24 protein-coding genes and 1 riboswitch are annotated in these 26,288 nt (G+C 44.6%); of the genes, 10 read left to right on the top strand and 14 right to left on the bottom strand.

Annotated features, from left to right (window positions below):
* The first annotated feature begins 105 nt into the window (after nucleotides 1-105).
* Nucleotides 106-1,068 carry an L-lactate dehydrogenase gene (locus MHI27_RS02170; protein ID WP_042184390.1) on the top strand — a complete coding sequence of 321 codons (963 nt, stop codon included), beginning with the start codon at nucleotides 106-108 and terminating at the stop codon, nucleotides 1,066-1,068.
* Nucleotides 1,069-1,139: 71 nt separating this feature from the next.
* Here the strand turns inward: MHI27_RS02170 and MHI27_RS02165 are convergent, their stop codons facing one another.
* Nucleotides 1,140-3,386, bottom strand: coding sequence for a heavy metal translocating P-type ATPase (locus MHI27_RS02165; protein ID WP_339244479.1), 2,247 nt, complete (start codon nucleotides 3,384-3,386; stop codon nucleotides 1,140-1,142).
* Between the two features lie 232 nt (nucleotides 3,387-3,618).
* On the opposite strand from MHI27_RS02165, the gene MHI27_RS02160 reads away from it, so the two are divergent.
* Nucleotides 3,619-4,380, top strand: coding sequence for a CPBP family intramembrane glutamic endopeptidase (locus MHI27_RS02160; protein ID WP_149646218.1), 762 nt, complete (start codon nucleotides 3,619-3,621; stop codon nucleotides 4,378-4,380).
* A 55-nt stretch (nucleotides 4,381-4,435) separates the two neighbouring features.
* Here MHI27_RS02160 and MHI27_RS02155 read toward each other — a convergent pair whose 3' ends face one another.
* The 4 genes from MHI27_RS02155 to MHI27_RS02140 all read right to left on the bottom strand — a co-directional run bounded on the left by MHI27_RS02155 (nucleotide 4,436) and on the right by MHI27_RS02140 (nucleotide 7,272).
* Nucleotides 4,436-4,801 carry a metalloregulator ArsR/SmtB family transcription factor gene (locus tag MHI27_RS02155; protein ID WP_042184384.1) on the bottom strand — a complete coding sequence of 122 codons (366 nt, stop codon included), beginning with the start codon at nucleotides 4,799-4,801 and terminating at the stop codon, nucleotides 4,436-4,438.
* Between the two features lie 109 nt (nucleotides 4,802-4,910).
* On the bottom strand, nucleotides 4,911-5,645 hold the full coding sequence (locus MHI27_RS02150) for an ABC transporter permease (protein ID WP_076285177.1): 735 nt from the start codon (nucleotides 5,643-5,645) through the stop codon (nucleotides 4,911-4,913).
* Between the two features lie 2 nt (nucleotides 5,646-5,647).
* Complete coding sequence (locus tag MHI27_RS02145) at nucleotides 5,648-6,364, bottom strand: ABC transporter permease (protein ID WP_076285176.1); 717 nt, start codon at nucleotides 6,362-6,364, stop codon at nucleotides 5,648-5,650.
* On the bottom strand, nucleotides 6,361-7,272 hold the full coding sequence (locus MHI27_RS02140; RefSeq protein ID WP_042184378.1) for an ABC transporter ATP-binding protein: 912 nt from the start codon (nucleotides 7,270-7,272) through the stop codon (nucleotides 6,361-6,363). Before MHI27_RS02140 ends, MHI27_RS02145 begins: the two co-directional genes overlap by 4 nt.
* Nucleotides 7,273-7,622: 350 nt before the next feature.
* Between MHI27_RS02140 and MHI27_RS02135 the strand changes: the two genes are divergently transcribed.
* Nucleotides 7,623-7,880 carry a hypothetical protein gene (locus MHI27_RS02135; RefSeq protein WP_405175478.1) on the top strand — a complete coding sequence of 86 codons (258 nt, stop codon included), beginning with the start codon at nucleotides 7,623-7,625 and terminating at the stop codon, nucleotides 7,878-7,880.
* Between the two features lie 393 nt (nucleotides 7,881-8,273).
* Here the strand turns inward: MHI27_RS02135 and MHI27_RS02130 are convergent, their stop codons facing one another.
* The 5 genes from MHI27_RS02130 to MHI27_RS02110 all read right to left on the bottom strand — a co-directional run bounded on the left by MHI27_RS02130 (nucleotide 8,274) and on the right by MHI27_RS02110 (nucleotide 13,350).
* Entirely contained in the window at nucleotides 8,274-9,329 is a 1,056-nt protein-coding gene (locus MHI27_RS02130) for a hypothetical protein (protein ID WP_179085800.1), read from the bottom strand.
* Nucleotides 9,319-9,894 carry a sigma-70 family RNA polymerase sigma factor gene (locus MHI27_RS02125; RefSeq protein ID WP_405175477.1) on the bottom strand — a complete coding sequence of 192 codons (576 nt, stop codon included), beginning with the start codon at nucleotides 9,892-9,894 and terminating at the stop codon, nucleotides 9,319-9,321. The genes MHI27_RS02130 and MHI27_RS02125 overlap by 11 nt, the downstream gene beginning before the upstream one ends.
* 801 nt (nucleotides 9,895-10,695) lie before the next feature.
* A complete protein-coding gene (locus tag MHI27_RS02120; protein ID WP_339799953.1) occupies nucleotides 10,696-12,111 on the bottom strand; it encodes a HAMP domain-containing sensor histidine kinase in 1,416 nt (471 codons plus the stop codon).
* Nucleotides 12,108-12,782: a response regulator transcription factor gene (locus tag MHI27_RS02115; protein WP_076285173.1), complete on the bottom strand. Its 675-nt coding sequence runs from the start codon at nucleotides 12,780-12,782 to the stop codon at nucleotides 12,108-12,110. The genes MHI27_RS02120 and MHI27_RS02115 overlap by 4 nt, the downstream gene beginning before the upstream one ends.
* Nucleotides 12,783-12,930: 148 nt before the next feature.
* Nucleotides 12,931-13,350, bottom strand: a complete 420-nt coding sequence (locus tag MHI27_RS02110) for a pyridoxamine 5'-phosphate oxidase family protein (RefSeq protein WP_042123646.1) — start codon at nucleotides 13,348-13,350, stop codon at nucleotides 12,931-12,933.
* Between the two features lie 161 nt (nucleotides 13,351-13,511).
* Here MHI27_RS02110 and MHI27_RS02105 point away from each other — a divergent pair, with 161 nt between their 5' ends.
* From MHI27_RS02105 to MHI27_RS02080, 6 genes are all read left to right on the top strand, one after another.
* A complete protein-coding gene (locus MHI27_RS02105) occupies nucleotides 13,512-14,726 on the top strand; it encodes an MFS transporter (RefSeq protein WP_379424929.1) in 1,215 nt (404 codons plus the stop codon).
* A gap of 80 nt (nucleotides 14,727-14,806) precedes the next feature.
* A complete protein-coding gene (locus MHI27_RS02100) occupies nucleotides 14,807-16,258 on the top strand; it encodes a hypothetical protein (RefSeq protein WP_339244475.1) in 1,452 nt (483 codons plus the stop codon).
* Between the two features lie 149 nt (nucleotides 16,259-16,407).
* Nucleotides 16,408-16,518, top strand: a riboswitch (TPP riboswitch).
* Between the two features lie 160 nt (nucleotides 16,519-16,678).
* Nucleotides 16,679-17,728, top strand: coding sequence for an ABC transporter substrate-binding protein (locus MHI27_RS02095; protein ID WP_405175476.1), 1,050 nt, complete (start codon nucleotides 16,679-16,681; stop codon nucleotides 17,726-17,728).
* A 265-nt stretch (nucleotides 17,729-17,993) separates the two neighbouring features.
* Nucleotides 17,994-18,287 carry an MTH1187 family thiamine-binding protein gene (locus tag MHI27_RS02090; protein ID WP_036682688.1) on the top strand — a complete coding sequence of 98 codons (294 nt, stop codon included), beginning with the start codon at nucleotides 17,994-17,996 and terminating at the stop codon, nucleotides 18,285-18,287.
* A complete protein-coding gene (locus MHI27_RS02085) occupies nucleotides 18,284-19,045 on the top strand; it encodes an ABC transporter permease (protein ID WP_076300092.1) in 762 nt (253 codons plus the stop codon). The genes MHI27_RS02090 and MHI27_RS02085 overlap by 4 nt, the downstream gene beginning before the upstream one ends.
* Nucleotides 19,046-19,061: 16 nt before the next feature.
* Nucleotides 19,062-19,904 (top strand): ABC transporter ATP-binding protein, encoded by an 843-nt coding sequence (locus MHI27_RS02080; protein ID WP_081382967.1) that lies wholly within the window; start codon nucleotides 19,062-19,064, stop codon nucleotides 19,902-19,904.
* 114 nt (nucleotides 19,905-20,018) lie between these two features.
* Here the strand turns inward: MHI27_RS02080 and MHI27_RS02075 are convergent, their stop codons facing one another.
* From MHI27_RS02075 to MHI27_RS02065, 3 genes are all read right to left on the bottom strand, one after another.
* The gene (locus tag MHI27_RS02075) at nucleotides 20,019-21,569 is read right to left on the bottom strand and encodes a flavocytochrome c (RefSeq protein ID WP_076285167.1); all 1,551 of its coding nucleotides are present in this window, start codon (nucleotides 21,567-21,569) and stop codon (nucleotides 20,019-20,021) included.
* 203 nt (nucleotides 21,570-21,772) lie between these two features.
* The gene (locus tag MHI27_RS02070) at nucleotides 21,773-22,522 is read right to left on the bottom strand and encodes a WecB/TagA/CpsF family glycosyltransferase (protein ID WP_076285166.1); all 750 of its coding nucleotides are present in this window, start codon (nucleotides 22,520-22,522) and stop codon (nucleotides 21,773-21,775) included.
* Nucleotides 22,523-22,600: 78 nt separating this feature from the next.
* Nucleotides 22,601-23,485 carry a nucleotidyltransferase domain-containing protein gene (locus tag MHI27_RS02065; RefSeq protein WP_405175475.1) on the bottom strand — a complete coding sequence of 295 codons (885 nt, stop codon included), beginning with the start codon at nucleotides 23,483-23,485 and terminating at the stop codon, nucleotides 22,601-22,603.
* A 183-nt stretch (nucleotides 23,486-23,668) separates the two neighbouring features.
* Between MHI27_RS02065 and MHI27_RS02060 the strand changes: the two genes are divergently transcribed.
* A complete protein-coding gene (locus tag MHI27_RS02060) occupies nucleotides 23,669-24,700 on the top strand; it encodes a YncE family protein (RefSeq protein ID WP_076300090.1) in 1,032 nt (343 codons plus the stop codon).
* A gap of 52 nt (nucleotides 24,701-24,752) precedes the next feature.
* Here MHI27_RS02060 and MHI27_RS02055 read toward each other — a convergent pair whose 3' ends face one another.
* Nucleotides 24,753-26,276 carry a DHA2 family efflux MFS transporter permease subunit gene (locus MHI27_RS02055; RefSeq protein ID WP_076285163.1) on the bottom strand — a complete coding sequence of 508 codons (1,524 nt, stop codon included), beginning with the start codon at nucleotides 26,274-26,276 and terminating at the stop codon, nucleotides 24,753-24,755.
* Nucleotides 26,277-26,288 lie beyond the last annotated feature (12 nt).

Raw genomic sequence — 26,288 nt, 5'->3', positions numbered from 1 at the left:
TACCTTGTAGGAAAAAACATTTTTCTGTGTCCGATGTTAGGTAACTTGTGGAGGGATACGTTAAAATATATGCATACCTAACAATAGAAAGCGAGGTCAAGGCAATTGAAAAGTAAATCAAGAAAAGTTGCCATCGTCGGTGCCGGGATGGTCGGTTCCAGCTGCGCCTACTCCATGGTCAATCAGGCAATTTGCGACGAGATCATGATGATCGACCGCACCTATGACCGCGCTATGGCACAAGCACTTGATCTCTCACACTGCATGGATTTCACAAGCACACGCACCAAGGTGTATGCCGGAACCCATAGCGACTGCGCAGGAATGGATGTAGTTATCTTAACAGCCGGCGCTAATCCAAAGGCAGGGCAGACAAGACTTGACGTCCTGGAAGCTTCTGCAGTCATTACTAGAGAAATTATTACCAACATTATGGCTGGGGGATTCGATGGAATATTCGTAGTCGCCGCTAATCCAGTCGATATTGTCACTTATATGGTATGGAAAATATCAGGGCTGCCTCGCCACAGAATTATTGGTACAGGAACCTCCATTGACTCCTCGCGCCTAAAGACACTACTATCTGATGTTTTCTCCATCGATCCACGCAGCGTAAACGGCTACGCACTTGGAGAACATGGTGAATCCCAGTTTGTAGCTTGGTCACATGTGACGATTGGCGGTAAGCCCATCCTGCAAATTATGGATCAGCATCGTGAGCGGTTCCAGCATCTAGATCTGGAGGATATCTCCCGCAAGACCAAAGATGCGGGCTGGGAGATATTTACCAAAAAAGGCTCCACACATTTCGGTATTGGCAGCGCACTGGCTTACATTACTCGTTCCATTCTGAATGATGAGCATAAGATCATTGCCGTATCCGCAATTCTGGATGGAGAGTACGGGCAAAGTGGTATATGTACCGGCGTACCTGCCATTATTGGCAACACTGGAATTCAAGAGCTACTGGAGCTTAACCTAAACACCGAAGAAGCGGAGAAATTCAACGCCTCCTGCAGCATTGTTCGCTCAGGCATTGAGAGCTTACACTTGGAAGACAGCATTTAATCTCCTGCAAACAGAAAAAATCGCTCTTTGGGGATCGGTGAATAACACCAATACCCTAAAGAGCGATTTTTTTATCCTTGATCTTTAACTTTTAATGCTCGGATACTGTTCAGTACAGCCAGCACGGTTACCCCAACATCTGAGAATACAGCCTCCCACATCGTGGCAATCCCAAATGCGCCGAGAATAAGAAATATAGCTTTAACGCCTAGAGCAAAAATAATATTTTGCCATACAATCATCCGTGTACGCTTGGCAATTCCGATAGCAACAGGAATCTTCGAAGGCTCATCGGTCATAATTACAATATCTGCCGCTTCAATCGCAGCATCGGAGCCCAGTCCGCCCATTGCGATCCCAACATCTGCTCTAGCTAGTACTGGGGTATCGTTAATTCCATCACCGACAAAAATAATTTTCTCGCGATGTGACTTTTCACGATCCAGCTTCTCGATGGCCTCTACCTTATGCTGCGGCAAAAGCTCCGCGTGAACCTCATCTACACCTAACTGCTTCCCAACATCTTCAGCTACAGAAGAAGCATCGCCAGTTAACATCACCGTTTTACGGATGCCAAGCTTCTTGAGGCTCTGAATAGCCTGCTGCGAGTCCTCCTTCACTTCATCAGCAATCACCAGATAACCCCCATACTGATGATCCACCGCGATGTGAACAACTGTACCGCTTTGCGCTGGCACGTCATAAGTTATGCCCTCTCGCTCCATCAGACGCGCGTTACCTGCAAGTACGGTCTTGCCTTCAATCGAAACCTCGATTCCATGACCGGAGATTTCGTTGTAATTCGAGATCGTTTCCTTAGAAATCTGTTCTCCATAAGCCGCCCTAATCGATTCGGCAATCGGATGGTTCGAATGGCTCTCCGCATAAGCAGCTGTCTGCAGCAATTCATCCTTAGACTTGCCACCTGACGGATAAATTCCTGTAACCTTAAATTGCCCCTTAGTCAACGTTCCGGTCTTATCAAAGACAACTACTTTCACATCATTTAACGCTTCAAGATAGTTGCTTCCTTTAATCAGAATACCACTGCGTGAAGCTGCTCCAATCCCTCCGAAGAAACCAAGTGGAATCGAGACCACAAGCGCACATGGACAGGAGATTACGAGGAATACAAGCGCCCGGTAAATCCAATCTGAGAAGTTTGCCCCGCTAATCACTAGCGGAGGAACGACAGCTAGCAGCACAGCTGTGATCACTACTATAGGTGTGTAAGCCCGTGCAAACTTAGTAATAAAGTTCTCTGTTTTGGCTTTGTTGCTTGAAGCATTCTGTACCAACTCCAGAATTTTGGATACGGCTGATTCACCAAAGGTCTGTGTGACTTGCATCGTAATAACGCCGTTCCGATTAATAAATCCACTTAATACTGTGCTTCCCGGTCCAGCCGAACGCGGTACAGACTCCCCGGTAAGTGCTGATGTATCCATCATGGCGCTTCCCTCAAGGATCGTTCCGTCCAGAGGTACCTTCTCACCCGGTTTCACAACAATCACATCACCGATCGACACTTCCTCAGGAGAGACTCGTTTTAGATCATTTCCAAGCTTAAGGTAAGCAAATTCGGGACGGATATCCATAAGTGCCGTGATAGATCGACGTGAACGGTTTACTGCTAGACCTTGGAACAACTCTCCGATTTGGTAAAAGAGCATAACCGCTACGCCCTCTGGATACTCACCAATCGCAAAAGCACCGATGGTTGCAAGAGCCATCAAGAAATTCTCATCAAATACCTGACCCCGGATAATGTTCTTAACCGCCTGCCAGACAACTTCACTACCCACAATGAGATAGGCTGCTAAGAAAATCAGCAGTTCTACTACACCCTCCACCGGTAAGAATATTCCGGCAAGCGCGAGTATCCCACCGCCACCTAACCGCAGTAGAATCTTACGCGTATCGCCTTCCCCATGCTCGTGGCTGTGGCCATGGCTGTGACCATCCGCATCATCATGCTTATGTCCGTCTGCAGCCTGATGATCGTGTTCATGGCCATGTTTGTGATCCTCTCCATGCGTATGACTACTGTTATTCTGCAGCTTGCGACTGCCCTGAGTCTTCTCTCTTACATTTACATGGGGCTCAAGTGCCTTCACCGTTTTCTTTGCTTCTACAATCGCCGATTCCTCATAACCTGCGGCGGTTTCCATCGTCATTGTCTTCGTAACAAAATTAACGGAACAAGACGATACGCCCTCAATTTTCTTCACTTTATCTTCGATTTTCCTTGCGCAATTGGCGCAATCTAAGCCTTCTAATTCCCACTGACGTTTTACTTTTCCTTGCATCGTATCCATACGGCACATCTCCTCAAATAAAAACCATATATGAGCACTTGTTCATATGTTTTCTTATTGCTATTATATTCTCTTTATTTTTGAAGGTCAATACGTCATATACACCATTTTTCTCCGCTCTCATAAAAATTAAATAAATTGATCTTTTCGTGAAAATATGGTAAATCATGTATGATCACACCCGAGATGAATTGGCAACTAAATCACACAGAAGGAAGGATGAATGTAGACCATGTCAAAGCTAGCCAAGACGTCTTCTTTTTCACAGAAACACCCTGTTTGGACCGTTGTTATTATTGAGGTGCTGTTACTTCTAGCTGTATCTGCCGCCGGGACTTACGCTACAATTAAAGAGCTTTCGTACACCGCCCCTGTACTGATCTCCTTTATTCCAATCGCGCTTGTACTGATCATCTACTTCACGGTTAAGAACAAATGGAGTGATCTTGGCTTCCGTCCTCTGAATACCATTTCCTCTGGGAAGTGGATTTATTACGCACCTCTAGCTGTCGTCCTGATCACCATATCCTTTAAAGGTTTTCGTGAGATCAGTACGTCTGAGGTGTTGTTCTTTATCTTCTTCACCCTGCTTGTAGCCTTTGTGGAAGAAAGTATTTACCGCGGATTGATTTTCAAGACTTTACTCACTAAGGGCGCTAAAACGGCTGTGATTACTTCAAGCATACTCTTCTCTATTACCCACTTGCTTAATGCTTTATCCGGTACAGACATGACGCAAATCCTCCTACAGCTCGTATATTCTCTTCTGATCGGTTTTGTGCTTACCTTGTTGATGCTGAAAAATAATAATATTCTACCGCTGATATTGTTTCATTTTGTACATAATCTAATTCAGTTTGTTGGTAACGATAATACAAGCGAATATATGGGGATCGATCTATTCATCCTTCTCGTACTCGCTGTGCATTGTCTCTGGCTGGCTCTATCCTTTAGAAAACCAACCCTATCGAGCAACCTAAATCAATCTAGTTAACGCAAAAGAGCGGTTCTCCAATAATCGGAGAACCGCTCTTTTTTGAAAAGTACAGCTATTCATGACGGACATGTTCATGCGTCTGCAGAAAAATCTGCTCTACATGCGCATCGTTGAGCGAATAGAATACCGTCTTTCCTTCTTTACGACGCTTCACAATTCGTAAATTCCGTAAATAACGGAGCTGATGGGATATCGCAGATTGTCCCATATCAAGGATCACGGACAAATCGTGTACACATAATTCTTTCTGGGACAAAGCGTAAATGAGCCGCACTCGTGTGGGATCACCCAACGCTTTGAACATCTCTGCCATTTTATCCGTTATTTCTCGGTCAGGCAGAATCAATGCAATGGATTCCGGTTCAAGCTCCGAACCCTTGCATGTGTTATCGCAATCTTCTAATGCCGTTGGCTCCATGCTATCGCCTCCTCCACCAGCTAGTCAGCTTTGCTGATTGTTTTCCTCAATTATATGAAAACCAGCTCTGGATGTCCATGGAGAAGGCTTTTATAAGAATCGCTGTAAATCAGACCGCTTTACGATAAAAGGAGAATAGTCCTGCCGCAAAAAACACAATAAAACTACCGCCCACTACCATCATCAGCGTTTCGAACGGTAAATTAAAAGCCCCAAACGTGTCATCACCATACGGCATCATAGCCAACATCGGTTGTACCCAAGGATAATAGGGGCCATAGGTTGAAGAATTGGCGATCAGCATATTAGGAATGGTCAGACTCACATTCAGCGCCAGCGGTGCGCCAAAACTGCTCCAGCCTTGAGAGATAGCCAGTTGCAGTGCAGCGAGTGGCAGACAGGCAATAAAGCCGCCAAATACCGAGCTAAGCAGCAGCGACCAAGGGATCGAATCCGGAATATTTCGGAAAAAACCCATTCCCAGCACCATCACCAGGAACGTTAGTTGAACCGCAGCCAGCAATCCGATAATCATCACATATTTTGAGAGGTACACTGATAACCGAGTCACAGGCAGAGACAGCAACATCTTCCAGCCTCCGTCATGATGCTCATAACGACAGATCAGCGCTGCGAAAATACCCGAGAGCACAGGTAGAAACAGCAAGGCATGCATCATGGACATCACATTTAACAACAGTTCCCAACTCATCTTCTCCCCTTGATTATCCGCCAATGCCCCGGGAAGTAATGCTAAAATCGGACTGCCTATAACTAAAAGCCAGACATATGATTTAGACATTTTTAATCGTTCTGCCGACAACACTCTCCAAAATGAATTCATCGTTAATCCACATCCTTTCGTGCGAAGTGCAGTGCACCCGGCAAAAGAATCAGCAGCCCCAGCAGCAACCCTGCACCGCTAAATAAGAGACGATGCGAAGATTCCCAAGCCATATATGGCCATGTTAAAGGAACCCACTCCGAAAGTAACATGGAGAAGATAGACACCAGAGATAAGGTTATTCCAAGAGCAACTGGCAATGTCTGATTACGGTTAGCCAGAGAAAGCCACAGCTGCAAAGCGATAACCGGCAATGCTGCAATATAGGACATAAAGCCAATTCGTAACACATCCAAATACGGAATCAGTTCGACCTTGAAGCCCAAAACAAGCCCTAAACCAACTGTACCCACCGAGAGCAACAAACAAGAAACCGCCACTAGCACCAAACATAACACCAGCTTAGCCATAAATACTGAAGTACGTGAGATAGGTAGTGCCAAGAGCTGCTTCCACGAGCTCATCTGATGTTCTACATTTGCAATCAACGAGCATACTAAGGTCCCTCCAAGAAAGAGAGCAATGGGCACAAATGCAGCCACATTGTTCAGAAGCCCACCCCATAAATCCGCACTATACTGCTCGCGAAGATAATCATAACGAAGGCCGAAATTCAAGCCTTGCATGGCTACAAGTCCAAGCGGTCCAAGAAACACTAGAAACCAGAGTCCCTTGCCACGGATTTTGAGCCAATCCGCCGACAGTGCCCGCCACATCATGATTCCTCTCCTCCTACAACCTGCAGGAAGAAGTCCTCAAGTGATTGTCTCCGCTCCTCTACACGATAAATAGCATGCCCATTCTCTACCAACGCTTTGACTAGCAAGGCAACTCTTGCATCGATCATCCGGGAGAAGACTAGCTTTTGGTCTTGAAGTATCCCTGTGTACCCCCGTTCTTCAGCAAGACGCAGCGCGGCCTCCGGGTCCGAGACTGCTAACCGCATTTCTCCCCCGGCTTGCCGCTGCAGATTCGTTATACTATCTTGGTACACCATTTGCCCTTGACGAATGATCCCTACGGTATCCGCCATTTGCTCAATTTCACTAAGCAAGTGACTGGATACTACGACGGTAATCCCTTGCTCCTGCGGCAATCGTTTAATCAGTCCGCGAATTTCCTGAATCCCTGACGGGTCAAGTCCGTTCGTCGGCTCATCCAGAATAAGCAGCTCCGGTTCCCCGAGCAAGGCAGCAGCAATACCTAGTCTCTGCTTCATCCCAAGGGAGAACCCTTTAACTGGACGTTTCTCTTCCCCTGTTAAGGAAACAATATCTAGCACCTCAGCAATCCGTGACTTCGGAGCACCAAGGATACGCCGGATGGCTTCAAGATTATCCACAGCGCTTAAGTGCCCGTAATAAGATGGAGACTCGACAAGCGACCCTACCTTCCGCAAAATTTGCAGTTTATGCTTGCGAAGATCCTGGCCGAAGACTTCAATCCTTCCTGATGTTGGAGTGATCAGTCCAAGCAGCATACGAATTGTTGTTGTTTTCCCTGCCCCGTTCGGGCCAAGAAAGCCATAGATCTCTCCCTTGCGGATGTTCAAATTTAAATTTTCCACCGCAGCCCGGCCACGGTATTTTTTTAATAAATCCTTCGTTTCAATCACTGTTTCTTTCATGTTCCTCACCTCGGTAATTAGCATAACGTCCCAAGGTTAAGAACAAGGCGGCACGAAGTTTAAGTTTTGTTTAAATTTGACGATATGGATGTTCAATGAAAATAAAGTCCTAGACCGCCGCTGTTTAATCAGCAAGATTTCTTAGAACAACGGCATAAGGGTAAGGCTTGGACTTGGTAGCCACTCCGTCCTTCTGTAGTCTGCGGCTTCTCACAAAGGCAACAGTATGGGCGGCGATCGACGAGCGCTGTGCGAATCAGGCATTCAACATTACGAACGGCGACCTGTTTCGTTGGAATGAGTTATAGCCGAAAATCGCTCAATACTTTGGCATGGAAACAGCGCCTCCGTTGCAGATGTCTCTAGACGTTGTCATGGCGGACAAGGAGCAGCTTTGGAACAAAATGATTGAGAAGCATGGGCTTGCTCGGCATTCCTATAAAGACGTGTCCTCTTGGCTATTCGGCGATTTCGTGTTTGCATGGGACTACGATTTTTTTGCCGACGGAACTACGGCTCGACGTTTAGGCTTTCACGAATTCGTCGATACCGAAGAAATGTTTATGAACATCTTTGACGACTTCCGCAAGCGTAAAGTCATCCCGTAAATTACCGTATAAATTAAGAGTGCCTACCTTATACGTGCTCAACATTTGGTTTTGTTTTATGTGGTTTTATCTAATGTTCGTTAAAAAAGCTTTGCAGCGTTTCTAATTTTACGCATAAAAATCTCCGTTCTGTCCATTCTACTTTTGATTAAAACACAAATGACCCGCAGGAAGGGACACTTTTAAAAAGTGTTCCATCTTACGGGTCACCGTTTCAGAGTTGAGGTTTTTGTACTCCTATTCTCCGACCAACCCAACACTGATTGTATTGCCTTGAACAAATACCTGGAAGAACAGTTTAGTTCAGTCCTTGTCCTTTTTAGTGTAATTCAACATGATCGTTTTTGGCTCTGGATTATCCATTGGGTTCTATACCTCATGCACCTTGACTTGTTATTTCTTCGATGGTGTTTCATTTTTGTGTTCAATAATTTGTAATACTTTTGGTTCAATAGCTTTTAACTGTTGTTCATTTGAACGATTACTTTTAGGAACTTCACCATTAATTTCACCTTGAATTTGTCCATCAACCTGTGTTTTTGCAATGACATCAATCACTTGTTGTTTAGAGACATTTTTAGATGCTGCAATCTCCACAACAGATTTACCTTTTGCTAATTCTTGTTTTAATTCTTCTGGGCTAATTTTTAGTAAAGAAAACAGTTTTGCATCATTTAGATAGGCATCAGCAGAATAATCAGGCTTACCATTTCTAGAGAAAAAACCTTCTACTTTAATGTTTGAAGGTGTAGTCTCACCTCCGATCAGAGAAACACTGATTGTATTGCTCTGAACAAATACCTGATAGAACGGTGTTTTTGATCCCTTTTTGGTGTAATTCAACATAAACGTTTTTTGATCCGGGTTCTCCATTTTCTCCATAGCAAATTCGTACTCTTCGATGTTGCCATACATTTTATCAATTAGATAATCTACCTTCGACTTGATTTCCTGATCGGATAAAGTAGTGAGTGGCTTCTCCTTAGGCTCCCAATTCTCTTGAATCACGTGTTCAATCGCACCCGTAATACCGTTTGTATGAAGGGTAATCTTTTTGCCGGTTCCTTCTTTTTCCTGCAGTATGATGCTTGTTTGGACACCTTGAACGTTGCTTGCATCGATTATCTCAAACGATTTTGTTTCGGGAAATGTGCTATACAGCTTCTCAAGTGTTGCTTTGCCAACCTCATCCGCCTTGACTTGTTCAGCATTCATTGGTGTTCTAGTAAACATTTCAATCAGGGTAGGGGCCGCATATGCTGCGGTTGGAATTAAAATCGCAGCAGCAACTATTCCACCAATTAATCGTTTTTTCATGGTTATTCCGCTCCTTTTTGGTTGCAAATATTGAGAATAGGATTGTTCTATTCGTTTGGAAATAGCCGGAGGGCACTCCATAGTTTCTGCCTCTTTGTGCAGATGTTCACGGATTTTGCGTTCAGTTAGCATTGATCTTTTCCATCCTTTCTGGGGGGAGATTCCATAAGTTTTTTCGAAGCGCCTGAAGGCCAGCATGATATCTGGACTTGACTGTACCCAGCGTAATATCAAGCAATGTCGCGATTTCCTCAAGAGTATAGTCGTGAAAAAAGCGGAGGATAATCACCGTTCGCTGTTTGTCGGTCAGTTTTTGGATTGCCTTCGATATCATTTGGTTCGTCCCATCCATCAACACAGCAGGTTGATCCCAATGAGACTCTTCCCGAGAGAAGGCACGAATGCGTTCAAAAATTCGGAATCTCCGCCAGCTCTTGACCCGAAATCTCTGCACTTGACGGATTACCAAGCCGTGTAGCCAGAAGTGGAAAGGTCGGTTCGAATCGTAGTTAGCTAGTGATGTCCACATTTGCATATAGATCTCATTCATGACATCTTCCCGATCCTGCTGATGATCCACCAGAAAGGAGACTGTCCGGTAGACGTCCTGATAGGTGGCATCATACATCGTATGAAACGCCTGTTGATCACCGTCTTTCATTTTTATGAGTAACTGGTACATGTATTCACTTTGCATTCAGAGGGCCCTCCTAAGTAAGCTGCTTACACACTATATTGTCTCTCTATCAAAAAAAAGTTCGGTTTCCTTTGTTTTTTTTTGCAAAAGGCTGATTGTCGGCGGCCATCGATCAGGAAGACTACCAGAAGTGCAACGCCCCATATGGCAGCCGTGGCCTGTCTAGTGCTTTATTTTTCAGTCTAATCACACTGATCACTTGCTGTCGTAAAGGGGTATCAAGTATTAAACATTACGTCCACTACGAGAATAAAACAAAAGCCGGATTCCTTAGAGTAGGAAAACCCGGCTTTTGTTTTATTGGATAGTCCTTAGCGTATATTTTCGTTAAAATGTTGGCGGGGCCCCTGTAAGCATTGAATTAGCCAGAACGGTAGCCTTTCCCTCGTACTTTCTCTCTATATGCGAATCCCCCCAACGGCACATCAGAAGTAGGAGTTCCTTTAGACTCCAGCTCTTAAATTCATTATTACGTTTCTTACCGAATGTCAGATGAAAGAGAATAACAGGTTTCCATTTCCCACCATCACCTCTAAAGTTGCCTCTACTGCAGTATTGTATATTTTTTCAGTCTTTTTCACACAACTTGCCCCTTTTCGAAATATTTCAACACAGGTCATTGGTAACTCCTGAGAATTGGAACCATTAAATAGCCCTATTAAACATTATAACTACAACCAAATATATTACGCTATTCTGCTCGTTAGTTGTTAAAACAGGTGCCGTTGAGCTCGTTTTTATTGACTATTTTTTCCCGTGAGAGCTTAATGACGATGGTAAGTCTAAGATTTTATTTTCTTTCTACAGCGGATTAAAGATTACTACGGAAGTTCCATCTCCTGTACTCTCCATATCCCACTCTAACTCCATATGCTTCATTAACAGATCCACGATGGACAGCCCTAATCCTGCCCCTTTGTAATCGGATGGACTCTGGATACCTCTGCCGTGATCCGTAATCAAAATAACACGTTGCCCATTACGGGACTCCGTAGAAATCCCTACATAAAGACCACTGCTGGCATGACGTACAATATTCTGAAACAGATTATCAAGAATACGGCGGAACCAGACCTCATCCACCATCCAGAACAGCGGATCAGCCTCCAAGTCAATATCGATCTCGAAGTTCTCTTTTTCCCATACGGGGTACCAAGCAGCAGCACTTTCCCGCAACAAGCGCAAGACATCTTTACGCTCCTTCTTCAAAGTGATTCGTCCGCTGTTGAGGAGATTGTAGGATAAAAGATTCTCGATCAAGACGCTAAGATCTGCTATACGCTTATCCATTAGCTCTAAGGACTGTTGTCCTTGCGGGGTTAAGCTCTCTTTAGTCATTACATGGATGTGACTGCGAATAACCGTTAGTGGTGTACGCAAATCATGAGATAGGTTAGATACTAGACGTTTACGCAGCTCTTCCTCTTCGATTTCCCTCTTTCGACTTTCGTCAAGCTTCGCCACCATCGTGTTAAAAGCTTCCTCCAGTCTGCCAATCTCATCCAGCTTGCCCGTCATAATAGACTTAGGCATTCTATCCGGTCCCGTAATCGTCATCGCGGTTTGCAGCTGTAGTAGCCGTTTGCGTATTTTTCTAAAGAACAGCAAAGAAACCAGTGCGAACCCTCCAAAAAGTACAAAGAGCACAAAGTAATACAAAGCCCAAGCCCCGACTCCCCCATAAGCCCCTTTGTTGAGCAGCTTGTTTGGAATTTGCATTACCATAAACCCTTTACCCGCATCCACTCGGTCTCCCATGAAGGCGACGATGGCTAAAGGATCACGTTTTGTACTTTCTTTCATAAAAAAAATAGCCTCAGCCGCCGTCCACTGCTCCGGAACTCCGCTGCCATGGTCCGGATTGCCTTCATCAGGTGTGAGAATCAACTGGGTCATTCCCTGCCCATCTACCCAAAACATAGTAGCCTCAGTGTATTTCCGGCTCATTTCATGTAGCCGCTCATTTATGCCTTCTGAAGAAGCATCTTCCAATTGAAGCGCCTCTTTATGCCACATGGTCTCCAGCGCTGCAACACTCGAATACAGAGAGGTGTCTACAGGTGGAGCCCCTTTAGTCACTTCATTAACCATATTGTAGAGAACAAAAGATAACGGCAGGACCACAGGGATAAAAAGCAGTGCAGAAACAATAATAAGCAAATATCCCGATAGCAAAGAGGAGTTACGCTGCTTGCGAATGCGCCCTAACCCCCTCATGCTCTTACCCGATATCCGATCCCCCGGACAGTTTCTATAATTTCGGGATTGCCCGGATCAAGTTCTAACTTTTCGCGCAAATATCGTATATGTACCATCAAAGTTTTATCCCCTTCGAGATAGGCTTCTCCCCAGACGGCTTCATAAATCTGCTCCTTCGTCATAATCTGGCCGAGATGACGCAGCAAATAAGAAAAAATCTGAAATTGCTTACCCGTAAGCATGACTTCTTCCTGTGTCTGAGCATTTATTACTCGGTTATCCCCTTCATATACGACTAGGTGTTTAAGCGTGAGCGAATCCTGAACAGATGCCCCATTCCGCCTGAGCAGCACTTCAATTCTGGCAGCCAATTCATCCGGATGAAAAGGCTTCGTCAAATAATCATCCGCGAATTCAAGCCCCTGCAGTTTATCATCAATAGAGGTTCGCGCAGAGAGCATCAAGATCGGAAGCTTAGGGTACGCCCGCTTCAATCGTTGTCCGACAGTAAAGCCATCCAGGCCAGGAAGCATTACATCCAGAATGGCCAATTGACAAGGCGCCGCTTCCTCCGTCGCTCCCTCCCCGCTCCGCAGCCAACGCACACTATAACCACGCTCACTTAAATCCGCAGACACGACGCTGCCGATTTCATGATCATCTTCAATATATAACAGAGTAACGGTCATGTATTTTAAGTCCTCCCCTGAGAAATTACGTAAAAAGTTGAAGTCATTATAACATGTTTTAACAGGTCACTCAGGGACTTATCTTTTAAAAAAGCCCTCCTAAACCCGTGGGGGATAGGAAGGCTTTCGGAATCGATTTTAAATTGGTTTAGGGAGTCCACACGCCGTGCTCTTTATTACTGCCAACATACTCAATACGCGTTGGAGTAAGTTCAAGAATCACATAATTAGGGTCATCAGGCCCTGTAAACCATGGCTCCAGCTCTTTGTTCCATACCTTTGTGCGCAGCCCTTCATCTTTAGAAACGGCAACGGTGGCTTCAATCTCCAGCACGTCTTTGCTTCCGCCTGACTCATATCCAAGCAGCAAAAAAGCATTCGGATTATTCGATAATTCCTCCACCTTATGAGTTTTGCGATTCGTAGCTAAATAAATCTTCAAACCCTCATGGAAAATGGCCATGTAACGTACTTTCGGCTTATTTCCTTCTTCGATCGTACCAAAGGAACCAAACTTGTTGTCATCCAATGCTCTAATAATGAGTTGCTCCAGTTGTTTGTTATCCATTACGTAAATCTCTCCCTTCAAGCATGTAAACAAAAGTTTATATATCCAAGCTCACCGTTTGGATTTATCATAACAATGGTGCTTATTATAATGTACCCTTCCGGTTCACATTGAATCCGACCTTACTCCATAAACCACTTTCAATATAAGGGGCTTACTTCGTGAAAAAACTGATCTGGATCGGCTGTCTTTCCTACTTTGTCATTGGACTTGCTCATGTAGTGCTGGGATCTATTCTTCCCGTTCTGCTACAGCATTATGACCAAAATTATAGTGCCGGCGGGCAATTAATCTTTAGTCAATTCGCTGGTTTTCTGGCTGGTGTGCTTGTCTCTCCCCTACTCAATCGCCGTTTCGGGAAACGAGGAGGCATTATTATCGCCACCGCTCTTCTCCTGACTGCTGAGATTGCGTATGCTTTTCTACCCCCTTGGGAGTGGATGTATGTCATTGCTGTTGCGGCTGGCTTTGGTTTCGGTATGATCGAAGCCGTCATCGGCACCATCATTATCGGAGCTGTGACAGAAGGAACCGCGATCGCGATGAGCCGACTTGAAGTCCTATTTGGGATAGGAGCACTTGTTATGCCTCTTATCGCCAGTCCGCTCATTGCTACCGGAGCATGGAGATTGGCATTCCTAATTGTCGCTGGCTTCTCATTACTTTCCCTCATTCTCTGGGGAAGAGGCCATTTTGGGAATCTGCAGCGTATACTGGACGAGCGAGCACCTCGCAAAGTCTCAGCATCCGCACATTCCTCGCAGTCCAGCACACAGCTTCCGTATAAAGGGAAACAATGGATTCTGCTGGGCATCTTCATCCTTTTCTTCTTTCTCTATGTAGGTACGGAGATGAGTCTGGTCAACTTTATGCCCGCCATCTTTATCGCCAAGCTAGGGATGACAGAATCTGCGGCGGCGCTGACAGTCACTTTCTTTTGGCTAGCTATGTCTACGGGAAGATTGTTTGCTGGAGTGATTGCAGAGAAAATTTCTTACCGTGTATACATTTTAAGTAGCTGTTTAATGACCTTGTTACTGCTGGCTCTTTTTCCGTTCACAGATAATCGATTAGCTGCATTCATCGTAATTATGCTACTTGGGCTATTTATGTCCGGTATTTTCTCCATAGCTCTAGTCTTCTCCAGCAAGATGCTGCCAGGAGCCGAAGAATCAACACCCAGCATAATGATCGCTGCTGGAGGTGTCGGTGGAGCTCTGCTGCCCCTATTTATGGGCTGGTCTATGGACCATCTAAAAGCGGCACAAACTGCTGGGTTACTTGCCGGTTTTGCCGCCTTCTTGTTCTTGCTGAGCATTGCCGCATGGAGATTCCAATCCAGACAAGCAGTGCAAAGAAAGAGTTCCAGTATTTAGAATGTTAAAATGGTATCAACCTAATCCTTTTAGGGTAATGTCATCTATAAGCATATTCTGAGCACAAGGATGGACGATGAATGGATAAGCTTTCAACTGAGCCTTTATTACATACTGCGCTTATGCAGTTTATTTTTCCCTTTTCAATAAAAAAGGGCGATTCTAAGAAGCTTATCCAACAATTGCAGGATGATGGCTTCACACGTTTTTTTCTGGATAATAAAGAATTAGAAAATGCCTATTACGGAGAAGGCCACTGTGTTTCCCATGAACGGATGGAGCGCACCTATTTACCGTTTGCTGCACACATTCTTTTTCCACGCAAGAAGGATGAAGACTCTTTCCGCCGCTTTTCCAGAGTCAATAATCTGGACTGTATTCTAGAGATTCCTCAGCAGTCTATATTTTTTAAAATTCTCTCGACGGATATATTCATATGTCCTTTTCAGCTTGGATTTGTGACGATACGTGTCCAGCTTGAGGGGGATTCGATTCCCTTTAGTAATGCACTGGAATTCGCGGACCGCTTCCGGACGCTTGAGAATACCTTCGTACAGGATGACTACACCTATATCCATTGCGGAGAACAGACCTATGAGATGGTAGAGGATTTTGTCTTCCGAAATCTGGTGGATGGACTGGAGCCTTTTCTGGATCACTCGGATATTAATGGGGCTTATTTCGAGACCCTTCCCTTTTTCGTAGATGAAAGAATGCAGGTGCAAGCCTTTTATGGCTTTCAGAGTGAAGGGGATTCTGATGAGATTAGTATAAATATACGCTATCGCGCCTCTCAGCTTGATGGAATTGATCTGAACGGGAAGCCCTATGCCAGTGCCAGCGATCCAGCGTATATTGCGAACTACTGTCATGAGCATTCCTATAATCGATGGGGCCCAGACTCGTATTATATGATGAATGAGCAGACCTTTTGCTGTCTAACCCGAGCTGAACCAAAGATCGCCGTTAGCCTCGCCAACCAGATGTACGGGCAATATTATTACGGATTTCTACTCAATATTTTCCACAAAATCGTTCTGCTAAAGCTGGCAAATATGCATTCCCGACTACGCATAAACCACGATTATGATGAGATCGATAATTTAATCTACTCGATTAATAAATTCTCGGCAAAGTTCTATTTCTTGGAGCTGATTTCACAGTCGCAAGGACGGGAGATTTTTCTTCAGCTGCGTAAAGTATACGGGAACGACGCTCTGTTCGAGGAAGTAAAAGAAACCTTGACTGACCTTTTTCAGTATCAAGATAAGTTCCAGTCGAAGCGCCGGGATAATCTGCTGATGATCCTCACTGTATTTACGGTGGTAAGTGGGATTTATGGCATGAATCAAGTCATTGACGATCTGGATGGAAAGATTCAATGGAGTAAGATGGTTAGCTATTCCCCCTTTGAGTTTCTTGCTCTTTTCGTGATTATGAGCGGGATAATGATCAGTGTTGTCCTTACGCTAGGTGCTCTGGTTACTGAGCTTAAGCGGCGTCATCGCAAGAAACATAAAGATCTGGATTAATGAAAACGGACGGAGAGATTTGAAAAATTTAGGAGCGTGCTACTAGACATTCCGAGAACAGCCGTCTATAATACACCGTATGCAAGCATAAACGCCTTCAGCGTCCTTATAAAGACGATTAGCGTTTAAGCGAGAAATACCCGTTAACTTCATAGAACCAGGGGTGCTGGAATTGGCCGGCTGAGATTGTATCCCACAAGATACTGACCCTTATACCTGATCTGGATAATGCCAGCGTAGGAATCGCCAATTGGTTTTGGTCCCTGTGACCTTTACTAACCTTGCGCCAAGCCAGCGTCCCGATCACTCGGGGCGCTTTTTTTGTGTAGATCACAAAAGATGTAGAAGAAATGTACATACTACACTTTATGGTTCATGTTGGATGACGGGATCTGGCAACCTTAAAGGAGAGAAGAAGACATGCAACTCAAAAAAGCACTTATGCTTAGCCTCACCTGTATGCTCATTCTTGCGATTGCCGGATGCGGCAGCAACAATGGGAATACAGCCGGAAACAAAGGAAATGCTGCGGATTCGAATGCAGCGACCGGATCAAATGCTCCGAAAGAGCTTACCAAAGTTAAGGTTGCACTGGATTGGACACCGAATACGAACCACACCGGTCTATACGTAGCCAAGGATCTTGGTTATTACGCGGAAGAAGGTCTGGATGTAGAAATCGTTCAACCTGGCGCAGCGGGTTCTGATACTATGGTTACCTCTGGCGAAGCCGCTTTTGGGATCAGCGCTCAGGAAGGATTGACTCTAGCCCGTCTACAAGGCGTTCCCCTTGTCTCGATTGCAGCCATTATTCAGCATAATACTTCGGGATTCGCCGCTCCAGTGGATCGCAAGATTAAATCACCAAAAGATTTTGAGGGTAAAACTTACGGAGGTTGGGGCTCTCCCGCTGAGGAAGCAGCCATGAAGGCGATCATGGACCCTGTTGGTGGCGATGTGAAAAAGGTGAAGCTAATCAGTATTGGTGAAGCTGACTATTTTACTGCAGTCAAACGTGACATTGATTTCGCTTGGATCTTCTACGCTTGGACCGGTATTGAAGCCGAACTGCGTGGTGAGCCTCTGGATATGCTCTACTTGAAGGATTATGCGCCTCAGCTCGATTATTACACCCCTGTGCTGACCACGAGTGAGAAACAGATTTCTGAGAATCCAGATTTGGTGAAGGCTTTCCTGAAAGCCACATCGAAGGGTTATCAATATGCGATTGATCATCCAGAAGAGGCTGCCGCTACATTATCCAAGGCTGTGCCTGACCTTGATGCCGAGCTTGTCCTAGCTAGCCAAAAATGGCTTAGCCCGAAATATAAGGACGACGCCCCACGCTGGGGAGAGCAAAAAACCGAGGTCTGGCAGAATTACGGCGACTGGATGTATGATTTGAAGCTGCTGGACAAACCGCTGGATGCAGCTAGTGCATTCACGAATGATTTTTTACCGGCGGAGTAAATAACAATTATAAATGAATCACTTCGTTATCAAAGTTGGATTTTTGAACTTACCTATTTCAATGAGAGTTCAAAAAGTCAGCTTTCAGAACCAAGAAGGTTGGACGTTACTTGAGGAAGGAGGAACGGAGCGTAGTGATGTGCTACGTGAGTACCGGACTTCCCAAGTTCGTTCAAGATTCGACGCCGAATCTGCTTCCTGAATTACATCGTTATCAAAGTTGGCTTTTTGAACTTACCTATACAATTTGAGAGGATTGATTATTGTGGCTAATACATTATTAAGCATTCAAGTAATTCCTAAGACTCCAAACAATGAGGACTCCATCCCATACGTAGATAAAGCGATTGAAGTTATTCAAAAATCCGGCGTTAAACATCAGGTGAATCCACTGGAAACTACTATGGAAGGTGAACTGAGCGAGCTCCTGGAGGTTGTACGTCAAATGCAGGAGGCGCTGATCGAAGCAGGTAGTCCAAGCGTGATCTCCCAAATCAAAATCGCTCATAACCCTAACGGAATCAGCATGGATAAATTGACGGAGAAATATCGGCCGTGAGATCGACCTGGAAGCTAATATGGCCGCCCCTTGTGGCGGTCGTCTTCTTTTTAACCGTATGGCAGTTATCTGTTTCTCTATTCCATATCGAATCCTGGATTCTGCCGAGTCCTGCTGATATTGCTCGCGAATCCACCAGTAATGCCTCAGGTCTCTGGGCTCATACGATGGCTACGCTCCGACTCACATTAATCGGTTTTCCTATTGGTACAGGTGTAGGCTTGATCGTCGCTCTACTTTTGCATCTTTTACCTTGGGCTAGACGGGCTTTTTATCCACTCATTATTCTGAGTCAAAATGTTCCCTCTATCGCACTCGGACCACTGCTTATCATCTGGTTTGGCTTCGGTCTTTTGCCCAAAATCGTGCTGATTACACTGGTATGCTTCTTCCCGGTAGCTGTCGCTGCAATGGGCGGCTTGTCTCAAAGTGATCAGGTCATGATGAATTATATGAAAATGGCGGGCGCAAGCAAGTGGCAAATCTTCACCAAGCTGGAGCTTCCGTCTTCTATCCCGGCACTATTTTCCGGTGTGAAAATATCAGCTACCTATGCGGTTATGGGAGCCGTGGTCGCTGAGTGGATTGGCGCGGATAAAGGGATTGGCTATTATATGCTCCTGCAAAAATCGGCTTACCGTACAGATCGGATGTTTGTCGCTATTGTTATTATTGTGCTCCTTAGTCTTGTGCTTTTTGCGATTATCGCCTTGCTCGAAAAATGGTTAGTTCGCTGGAAACCGCGCCGTAACTCATAGAAAGGAAGATGCCTGTATGTCTCAAGCGACGCAAATAGAGCAAAGAACAACTGAAAACATAAGCTCTCCTGAAGCTCATACTGCACCACCTGCTCTTGAAGTAAGCGGCATCTCCAAGTCCTTCACCCATCGTCGCCGCGAGACGAACGTGCTTAACAACGTCTCTCTTAAGGTAGAGCAGCAAGAGTTCGTTTCGATCGTCGGTCCTTCCGGCTGCGGAAAAAGCACCTTATTCCATATGATCGGCGGACTAGTGAAGCCCGATGCAGGAACGATCCGCATGAACGGCAGAGCCGTTACGGGTCAACGTGGTGAAATCAGTTATATGCCGCAGCAGCCTGCGCTTTTTCCTTGGCGAACGATTGAAGATAATGTACTTCTAGCCGGGGAAATTAAAGGCGCTCTGCAGGATGGAGCTCGTGAAGAAGCGCGCCAGTGGCTCGCCAAGGTTGGCTTGAATGGATTCGAACAGGCTTATCCGCATATGCTGTCTGGTGGGATGCAACAGCGTGCTGCTTTTCTCAGAGCATTGCTGGCTCCGCAGGAGTTGATGCTGCTCGATGAACCTTTCAGCGCATTGGATGCACTAACTCGCAGTGAAATGCAGCGCTGGCTGCTGGAGCTGTGGGAGGAGAATCGCCGTTCCGTGCTATTCATTACCCATAACATCGAAGAAGCGTTGCTGCTCTCGAATCGTATTTATGTATTCTCGGGTCGCCCCGGCTCCATCCTACATACTGTTGATGTGCCATTTCCACGGCCACGCCGCGATGAGATTACGGATTCCCCGGAATTCCTTAAACTCAAACGCCAGCTGTCACAGTGGATGCGAGAAGAACAAGCTAAAAGCGAGAAGTAGCTTTTTGAATAGAGGTCACTCCACTCACTTTAAACGAGAGATTAAACAAAGAACCGCCCGGGCTTCAATTAGCCCAAGCGGTTCTTTTGTTTTAACCAGAATAGCAGTTAAATCTTATTGTGCTTGTACAAACTCAGCAGATTTAATCCCTGCTTGACGGCCGAAAATAATGATTTCAGCTACAGAGTTACCACCGATCCGGTTTTGACCGTGCAATCCACCTGTAACTTCACCAGCCGCATACAGGCCAGGAATAGCAGCGCCGTCTTTATTTAATACTTCTGTGTTCGTATTGATCTTCACACCGCCCATGGTGTAATGAATCCCTGGGGCGATCTTAATAGCGTAGTAAGGACCCGCGGATAAATCGTTGTCCATCCCTGTTGTTCTGCCGAATTCAGCATCGTTCTTGTTCTTTACCGCGCTGTTCCAAGTATCAAGTGTCGCTTTTAGCTTATCGGCTGGAACACCGATTTCTTTCGCCAATGCTTCGATGGTATCCGCTTGGATCACGAAGCCCATTTTGTCATATTGTTCAATTGCTTTCACGCGTGATTTGACGCCGGAATCAAAGACAAGCGTTGCCGCTTTTTCAGGAAGTGCATTGATCGCTTCGGTAACTTTATCACGTGTAGTCAATTCGTTTACGAACCGTGTGCCTTCGCTATTCACGAGGATAGAACCTTCGCCGCGTACAGCTTCCCCGATCAGATAAGATTTTTCTTGTTGAACTGTTGGGTGAACCTGGATTTGATCCATATCAACGGTGGTTCCGCCAAGTGCCTCAATCATCTTGATGCCGTCGCCGGTACTGCCGATTTGGTTAGTCGTTACGTATCCTTCCAGATCAGGTCTAACTTTTGATATCATATCCATGTTGGATCCAAAACCACCTGTTGTTACAACAACTGCCTTCGCTGTAATGGTTTTTTCATCAGCTTGGTTAAAGAGTACTTTGACGCCGTTAGCCTTACCGTCTTTTTGAGTAATTTCTTTAACATCCGCGTTCACAAACAGTGGAATTTCTTTTTCTTGTACGTTTCTAACCAATCCTTTGACAAGGTATTGGCCTACCGCAGAGCCGTCTTCTGGACGGTGGGTGCGTTTTTCGCTCATGCCGCCTGTGATCGTAATATTGTTCAGCTTGATTCCGATCGAATCCAACCAATCGATTGCACTTGCGGAATTGTCAACGAAGAAACGAAGCATCTCTTTATCGTTCGTGTCATGGCCGCCCTTTAGTGTCTCTTCATAAAACTTATCATTGCTATCTTCAATGCTTTGCTCTTTTTGAAATTTCGTTTGGGAAGCGTTCATTCCTGAGGAGGATTTACTTGTATTCCCACCTGCAACCGGCATTTTTTCTAAAATAACAGGGTTCAAGCCTTTGGCCTTAGCTTCCAGTGCAGCAGACATTCCTGCACCACCAGCACCAACAATAACGATATCATAATTATCTTTTAATTGATCCAGTGGTGTGTAACTAGCTTCTGATGCACCTGATACGGCTTCAGCTTTATCATTTTTGGCCGTCTCATTTACCTTACTTTTGTTCTCGTTGCCATTACTATTACCTGCGCTGTTGCTATTACTGTTACCGCAGCCTGCGATTACGAGCATGACAGAGAGAATGAGAATGAGAGCAGTACTTGTTGTCTTCTTCATCTTTATAACGCCCCTTTGTGAATGTTTTCACATTAATGATAACGCAAAGATGCTGTTTTGGGAAGTTTTTTATGTAATTAGTTATGGTTACTGTTACATTTCCATGAATATTTTCATTTAAATTTTCATAAAAATTCTTAATTTCAATATTTCCTCAGCTTACTACTCAAAAAAAGCCACCCTTTCCAGGGCGGCCATCTGCCTTATTTCCTAATCATAGCTCGATACACGAATTTAGGAAGAACTGCTTGCCTGCGCCAGCGCGACTTTTGTCCTTTGGCCACAGGTGCGAATAAGAGTCGATGCAGCCACTCCAAATTGAGCTTCTTCCATATCGCAGGGGCTGGAGTCACTTTTCCCGCTATAACATCCAAGCTTCCCCCCACGCCAAACACAACCTTAACCTGAGAAAGCGCCTGTTTATGCTTATAAACCCACTTGTCAGAGTATGGAGCCCCCATCGCGACAATCAGGAAATCTGGCTGTGCGTGCTGAATCTCTGCCACAATGGCCGGTTCCTCTTCTTTAGCAAGAAAACCATTATGTCTTCCGGCAATTTTCACATTCGGATATAGCTCTGTAATCTTTTCGACCGCTTTACAGCTGGTATGCTCATCCGTGCCTAAGAAATAAAAGCTCCAGCCCAGCTTATTCCCTTGTGCGAGCAGCTCAAGAAGTAGTTCATACCCCGTAACTCGTTCAGCTATAGGGTCACCTTTTCTTCTCGATGCCAGCACAATGCCAATCCCATCAGGAGTAATCAAATCTGCCTCATGGAGTATGGTTCGAAGCAGCTCATCCGATTGGCTTGTTATCGTAATTTCCGGGTTCGCCGTAATCAAATGAAATAGCTTCGGTTCTCCGGATTGAATATGTTTTGTTAGATGAAGTGTTGTCTCGTTTAGTGTTAGTTTTGAAAAAGGAACGCCTAATATAGAGACTGTCCCAGCCATTTAATCACCTCTTACTGAAAAGTTCATTCCAGTATACCTTACCGTAATCAAGAAGGATAGTCAGCGTCATTACTCCGTTTATTCCTCCAAAAACTTCCACCACTCTATTAACCAAGGTTCATCGATCCCCCGCAGGCGGAATTCCTCCAAAAGTATCTTTCGAAATTGTTTTTCCATTTTGACAAAATTATTGTCCTCCTGGTACATGGGAGCAAAGGATTCATCCTCTCTAAGATAACTCCAAAAATCGCCTGCACACTCCAAAATCTTTCGACCTGCGACCGTTTGCTGCGCTACGGGAACAAGCCATTTGTCATAGGGATACGGATAACCTTCAATAGTGATTGCACAGCGTAAAGCCTCTTTATAAAGGGAAACCGCTAAGAACAAGATTGGAAAGGCGTCGCCACGAACTACAGGATTATCTAGACTTCTGGCATAGCTTCTTAGCTGTATGTATGAATTCTTACGAATTTTCATTAGTACTTCAGGTTGGAGTGGAACATAGGAATGGAAAAGTGACTTCAGATCCAGCAGATCGTAGTAAATATAGGACACTGATGCATTCCACAGCCATTCCATATCCCCGCTCATTAAAGCTTCTTTGATATCAGATATTTTATGGAGTGTATAATGCCCTGTCTTCCCACTCGGAAGCCTTAAATCCATAAAAAAACTACTGTGCTCCGGAATCAGCCCTTTTTCCTCGAACCGATGATTAATACTGTTGTAAGACTCATCCTCACAAATAATGATTATATCTACATCCGACTGCCCATCTACCACCCCGAGTGCGGTCGATCCATCTAGGATAATGCTTACCCTCTGACGATCTTCTTGCAATAACGGATGATTCAGGATCTCTTGCGTAATGAACTTTCCAATCTCCTCTAGTAATTCGCGATGAAGTAGCAACTTATCAGGTGTTAGTAAAATATCCGACAATACTGATTTCATCATCATATCCATTAGCCTCCAATCGATCTCAACCCCACTATTAATATAGCGCTTACATTTAATCTCAAATGTAGATTCGGGAATATTATTCTACACTCCGAAGATACATCTTGCAACGATATATGTAGTACCCTTTTGCCTAAGCCTAAATATAATGAAGTATCTATTTACTTGAAAAGGGGTATAAGCATGGCGCAGCCAAAAGTGATTGCTACAGTCCGCTCTGCCGGACCGATCGGAGATATCGAAGTAAATGTCAGCACAAATAGGGTATACTTTGTTAACCCAGACACTGAGGCTGGAACTATCGGGGTACTCGATGGCATAACGAATCGAATTATCGCACGCATCAATGTTGGAAGACTGCCAACACAGCTTGGGATTAACCCCCAAACTAACCGAATCTATGTAACAAATTTTCGTGACGATACGGTTTCTGTTATTAACGGGCGGACAAACCAGGCGATAAAGACTGTGAAAGTGGGCCGCATGCCTGATAATATCGGAGTAAATGTTCGAAAAAATTTGATTTATGTAACTAGCATAGCAGGAATTATATTCGTCATCGATGGGAAAACAAACCAGATCAAAACGAAGATTGAAGTCGGCGGTCGCCCTTCCAGAATCGTTATTAATGAGCTTACAAATCGTATATATGTGACCAATACAATAAAAAATTCCGTCTCCGTCATTAATGGAAATACACAGGCTATCATTGCCACCATAAAAGTCGGTAATAACCCTGTGATACCACCCGCACTTAATGTAATCACAGGCCGCATTTATGTCGCTAATAACTTAAGTCGGTTTCTCTCGGTAATCAACGGCCGCAACAATAAATTGCTGCAAAATGTACAGCTAGGGCGTCTGCAAAGTGAGGTCGTTATCAATCCGCTGACAAACCGTATCTATGTCTCAAGTGCACAAGTTGAAGGTAAAGGAAAGCTATTCGTCATCAATGGAAGTAACAACAAAATCATCACTACAAAGGTTCTGCCTACCTCCTCCAACATAACCATTAATCCGAATACAAATCATTTGTTTGTTGGTAATTTCGATAAGAACCACATGTCCGTTTATAACGCCACCACGTTTAAAAGGCTCGTAAGATTCCCTTTAGTGTCAGGCAGTACTGTGCTAAACCCAGTCACCAATAGAGTTTATGTTGGAGGAAATGATTCCATCACAGTCATTCAGGATGTATCAGAACTTATATTTTAAAAAGGCGCCCACCATTAGGTGGGCGCCTTTCTATATAACAAATCTCGTAGAACTAATGCGTTGTAACTTGCTTAGCAGCTACTTTCTTTGCAGTCACTTTCTCTTCTGCCGTTTCCTTAGGCTGTACACCTCTTTTAATAAAGAAGGCTAGAATAAATGCAATAATCGCTACGCCTACAGATACCAAGAATGCATCGTTAATTCCTTCAATAGTAGCTTTCGCAATGACTTGATTTTGTATACCAAGCAATTGGTCTGCCGAAGGTTTAGCCGTTAATTTACTTACAGCATCAGCGACCATATCTTTCACATGTGAAGTGGTACTGTTAGACATAATGGTTACGAGCAGTGCCCCACCTATCGCCCCTGATACTTGCTGAATCGTACTGTTCATAGCTGTACCATGCGGCGTATATTTGGCTGGGATAGAATTCAAACCATTGGTCATAACTGGCATCATCACCATAGAGATCCCGAACATTCTCACCGAATATAGAATCATGAGTGTCGAATATTTAGTAGTTTCAGTCAGATCACTAAAGAAATACGTACTAATCACTACAATCGCTAGACCAATTAGCGCTAATACCTTACCGCCGAATTTATCGAACAATTTACCTGTGATTGGAGACATAACACCCATAATTAACGCACCAGGCAACATTAGAAGTCCCGAATCCAGTGGTGAAATCCCTCTAATATTTTGCAGGTAAATCGGCATTAGCATCATCGCTGAGAACATTGCCATATTCAGTGTAATCGAAATCGCTGAGGATAAAGCGAACATCGGATATTTGTACACTCTGAAGTTAAGCATAGGCTCCTTCATCTTCATTTGGCGCATAATGAAGATCACTAATCCAATCGCTCCGATAATAAGCGCGGAGTAGACCATTGGATCATCCCATCCTTTGTTCCCAGCAGAACTGAAGCCGTATAGGAGACCCCCGAAACCAATCGCTGATAGAACTACAGATAAGAAATCAATCTTAATAGCCACATCTTTTTTAGGATCATGCAATTTGAAGAAGGCCAGAATGAACACCAATACGGCGATTGGGGCAATCATAAAGAATAGTACAGGCCATTCATAGTGCTGAATAATCCATCCAGATAATGTAGGTCCGATAGCTGGTGCAAAAATCATAACCAACCCGAACATCCCCATAGCTGAACCACGTTTCTCAGGTGGAAAGGTAGTGAACAATACATTCATTAATAATGGCATCATGATCGCAGCCCCTGAAGCCTGAACCATTCTGGCGATCAGCAACACAGGGAAGCTTGGTGCTAATCCGCCGATAAAAGTTCCTATCGCAAATAATCCAATCGCGATTAAGAACAACCGTCTCGCGGTATACTTTTGAATCAAAAAAGCTGTTGAAGGAATCATGATCCCGTTCACCAGCATATAGCCCGTTGATAGCCACTGTACCGTTGAGGCACTGACATTAAAATCCTTCATAATCGATGGTAAAGCTATATTGAGTAGGGTATTACTCAGTAAAGCAACAAATGCACCAATCATGAGGATTGCCAATATCCCGTAAGATGCTTTACTTTCTTTTGCTTTCATTTTGGAATCCTC

It is taken from the genome of Paenibacillus sp. FSL H8-0261, from assembly GCF_045040645.1.
Taxonomy (GTDB): domain Bacteria; phylum Bacillota; class Bacilli; order Paenibacillales; family Paenibacillaceae; genus Paenibacillus_AQ.
Note: the sequence above shows the minus strand (reverse complement) of the source record. Positions and strands in the feature narration are given on the sequence as shown.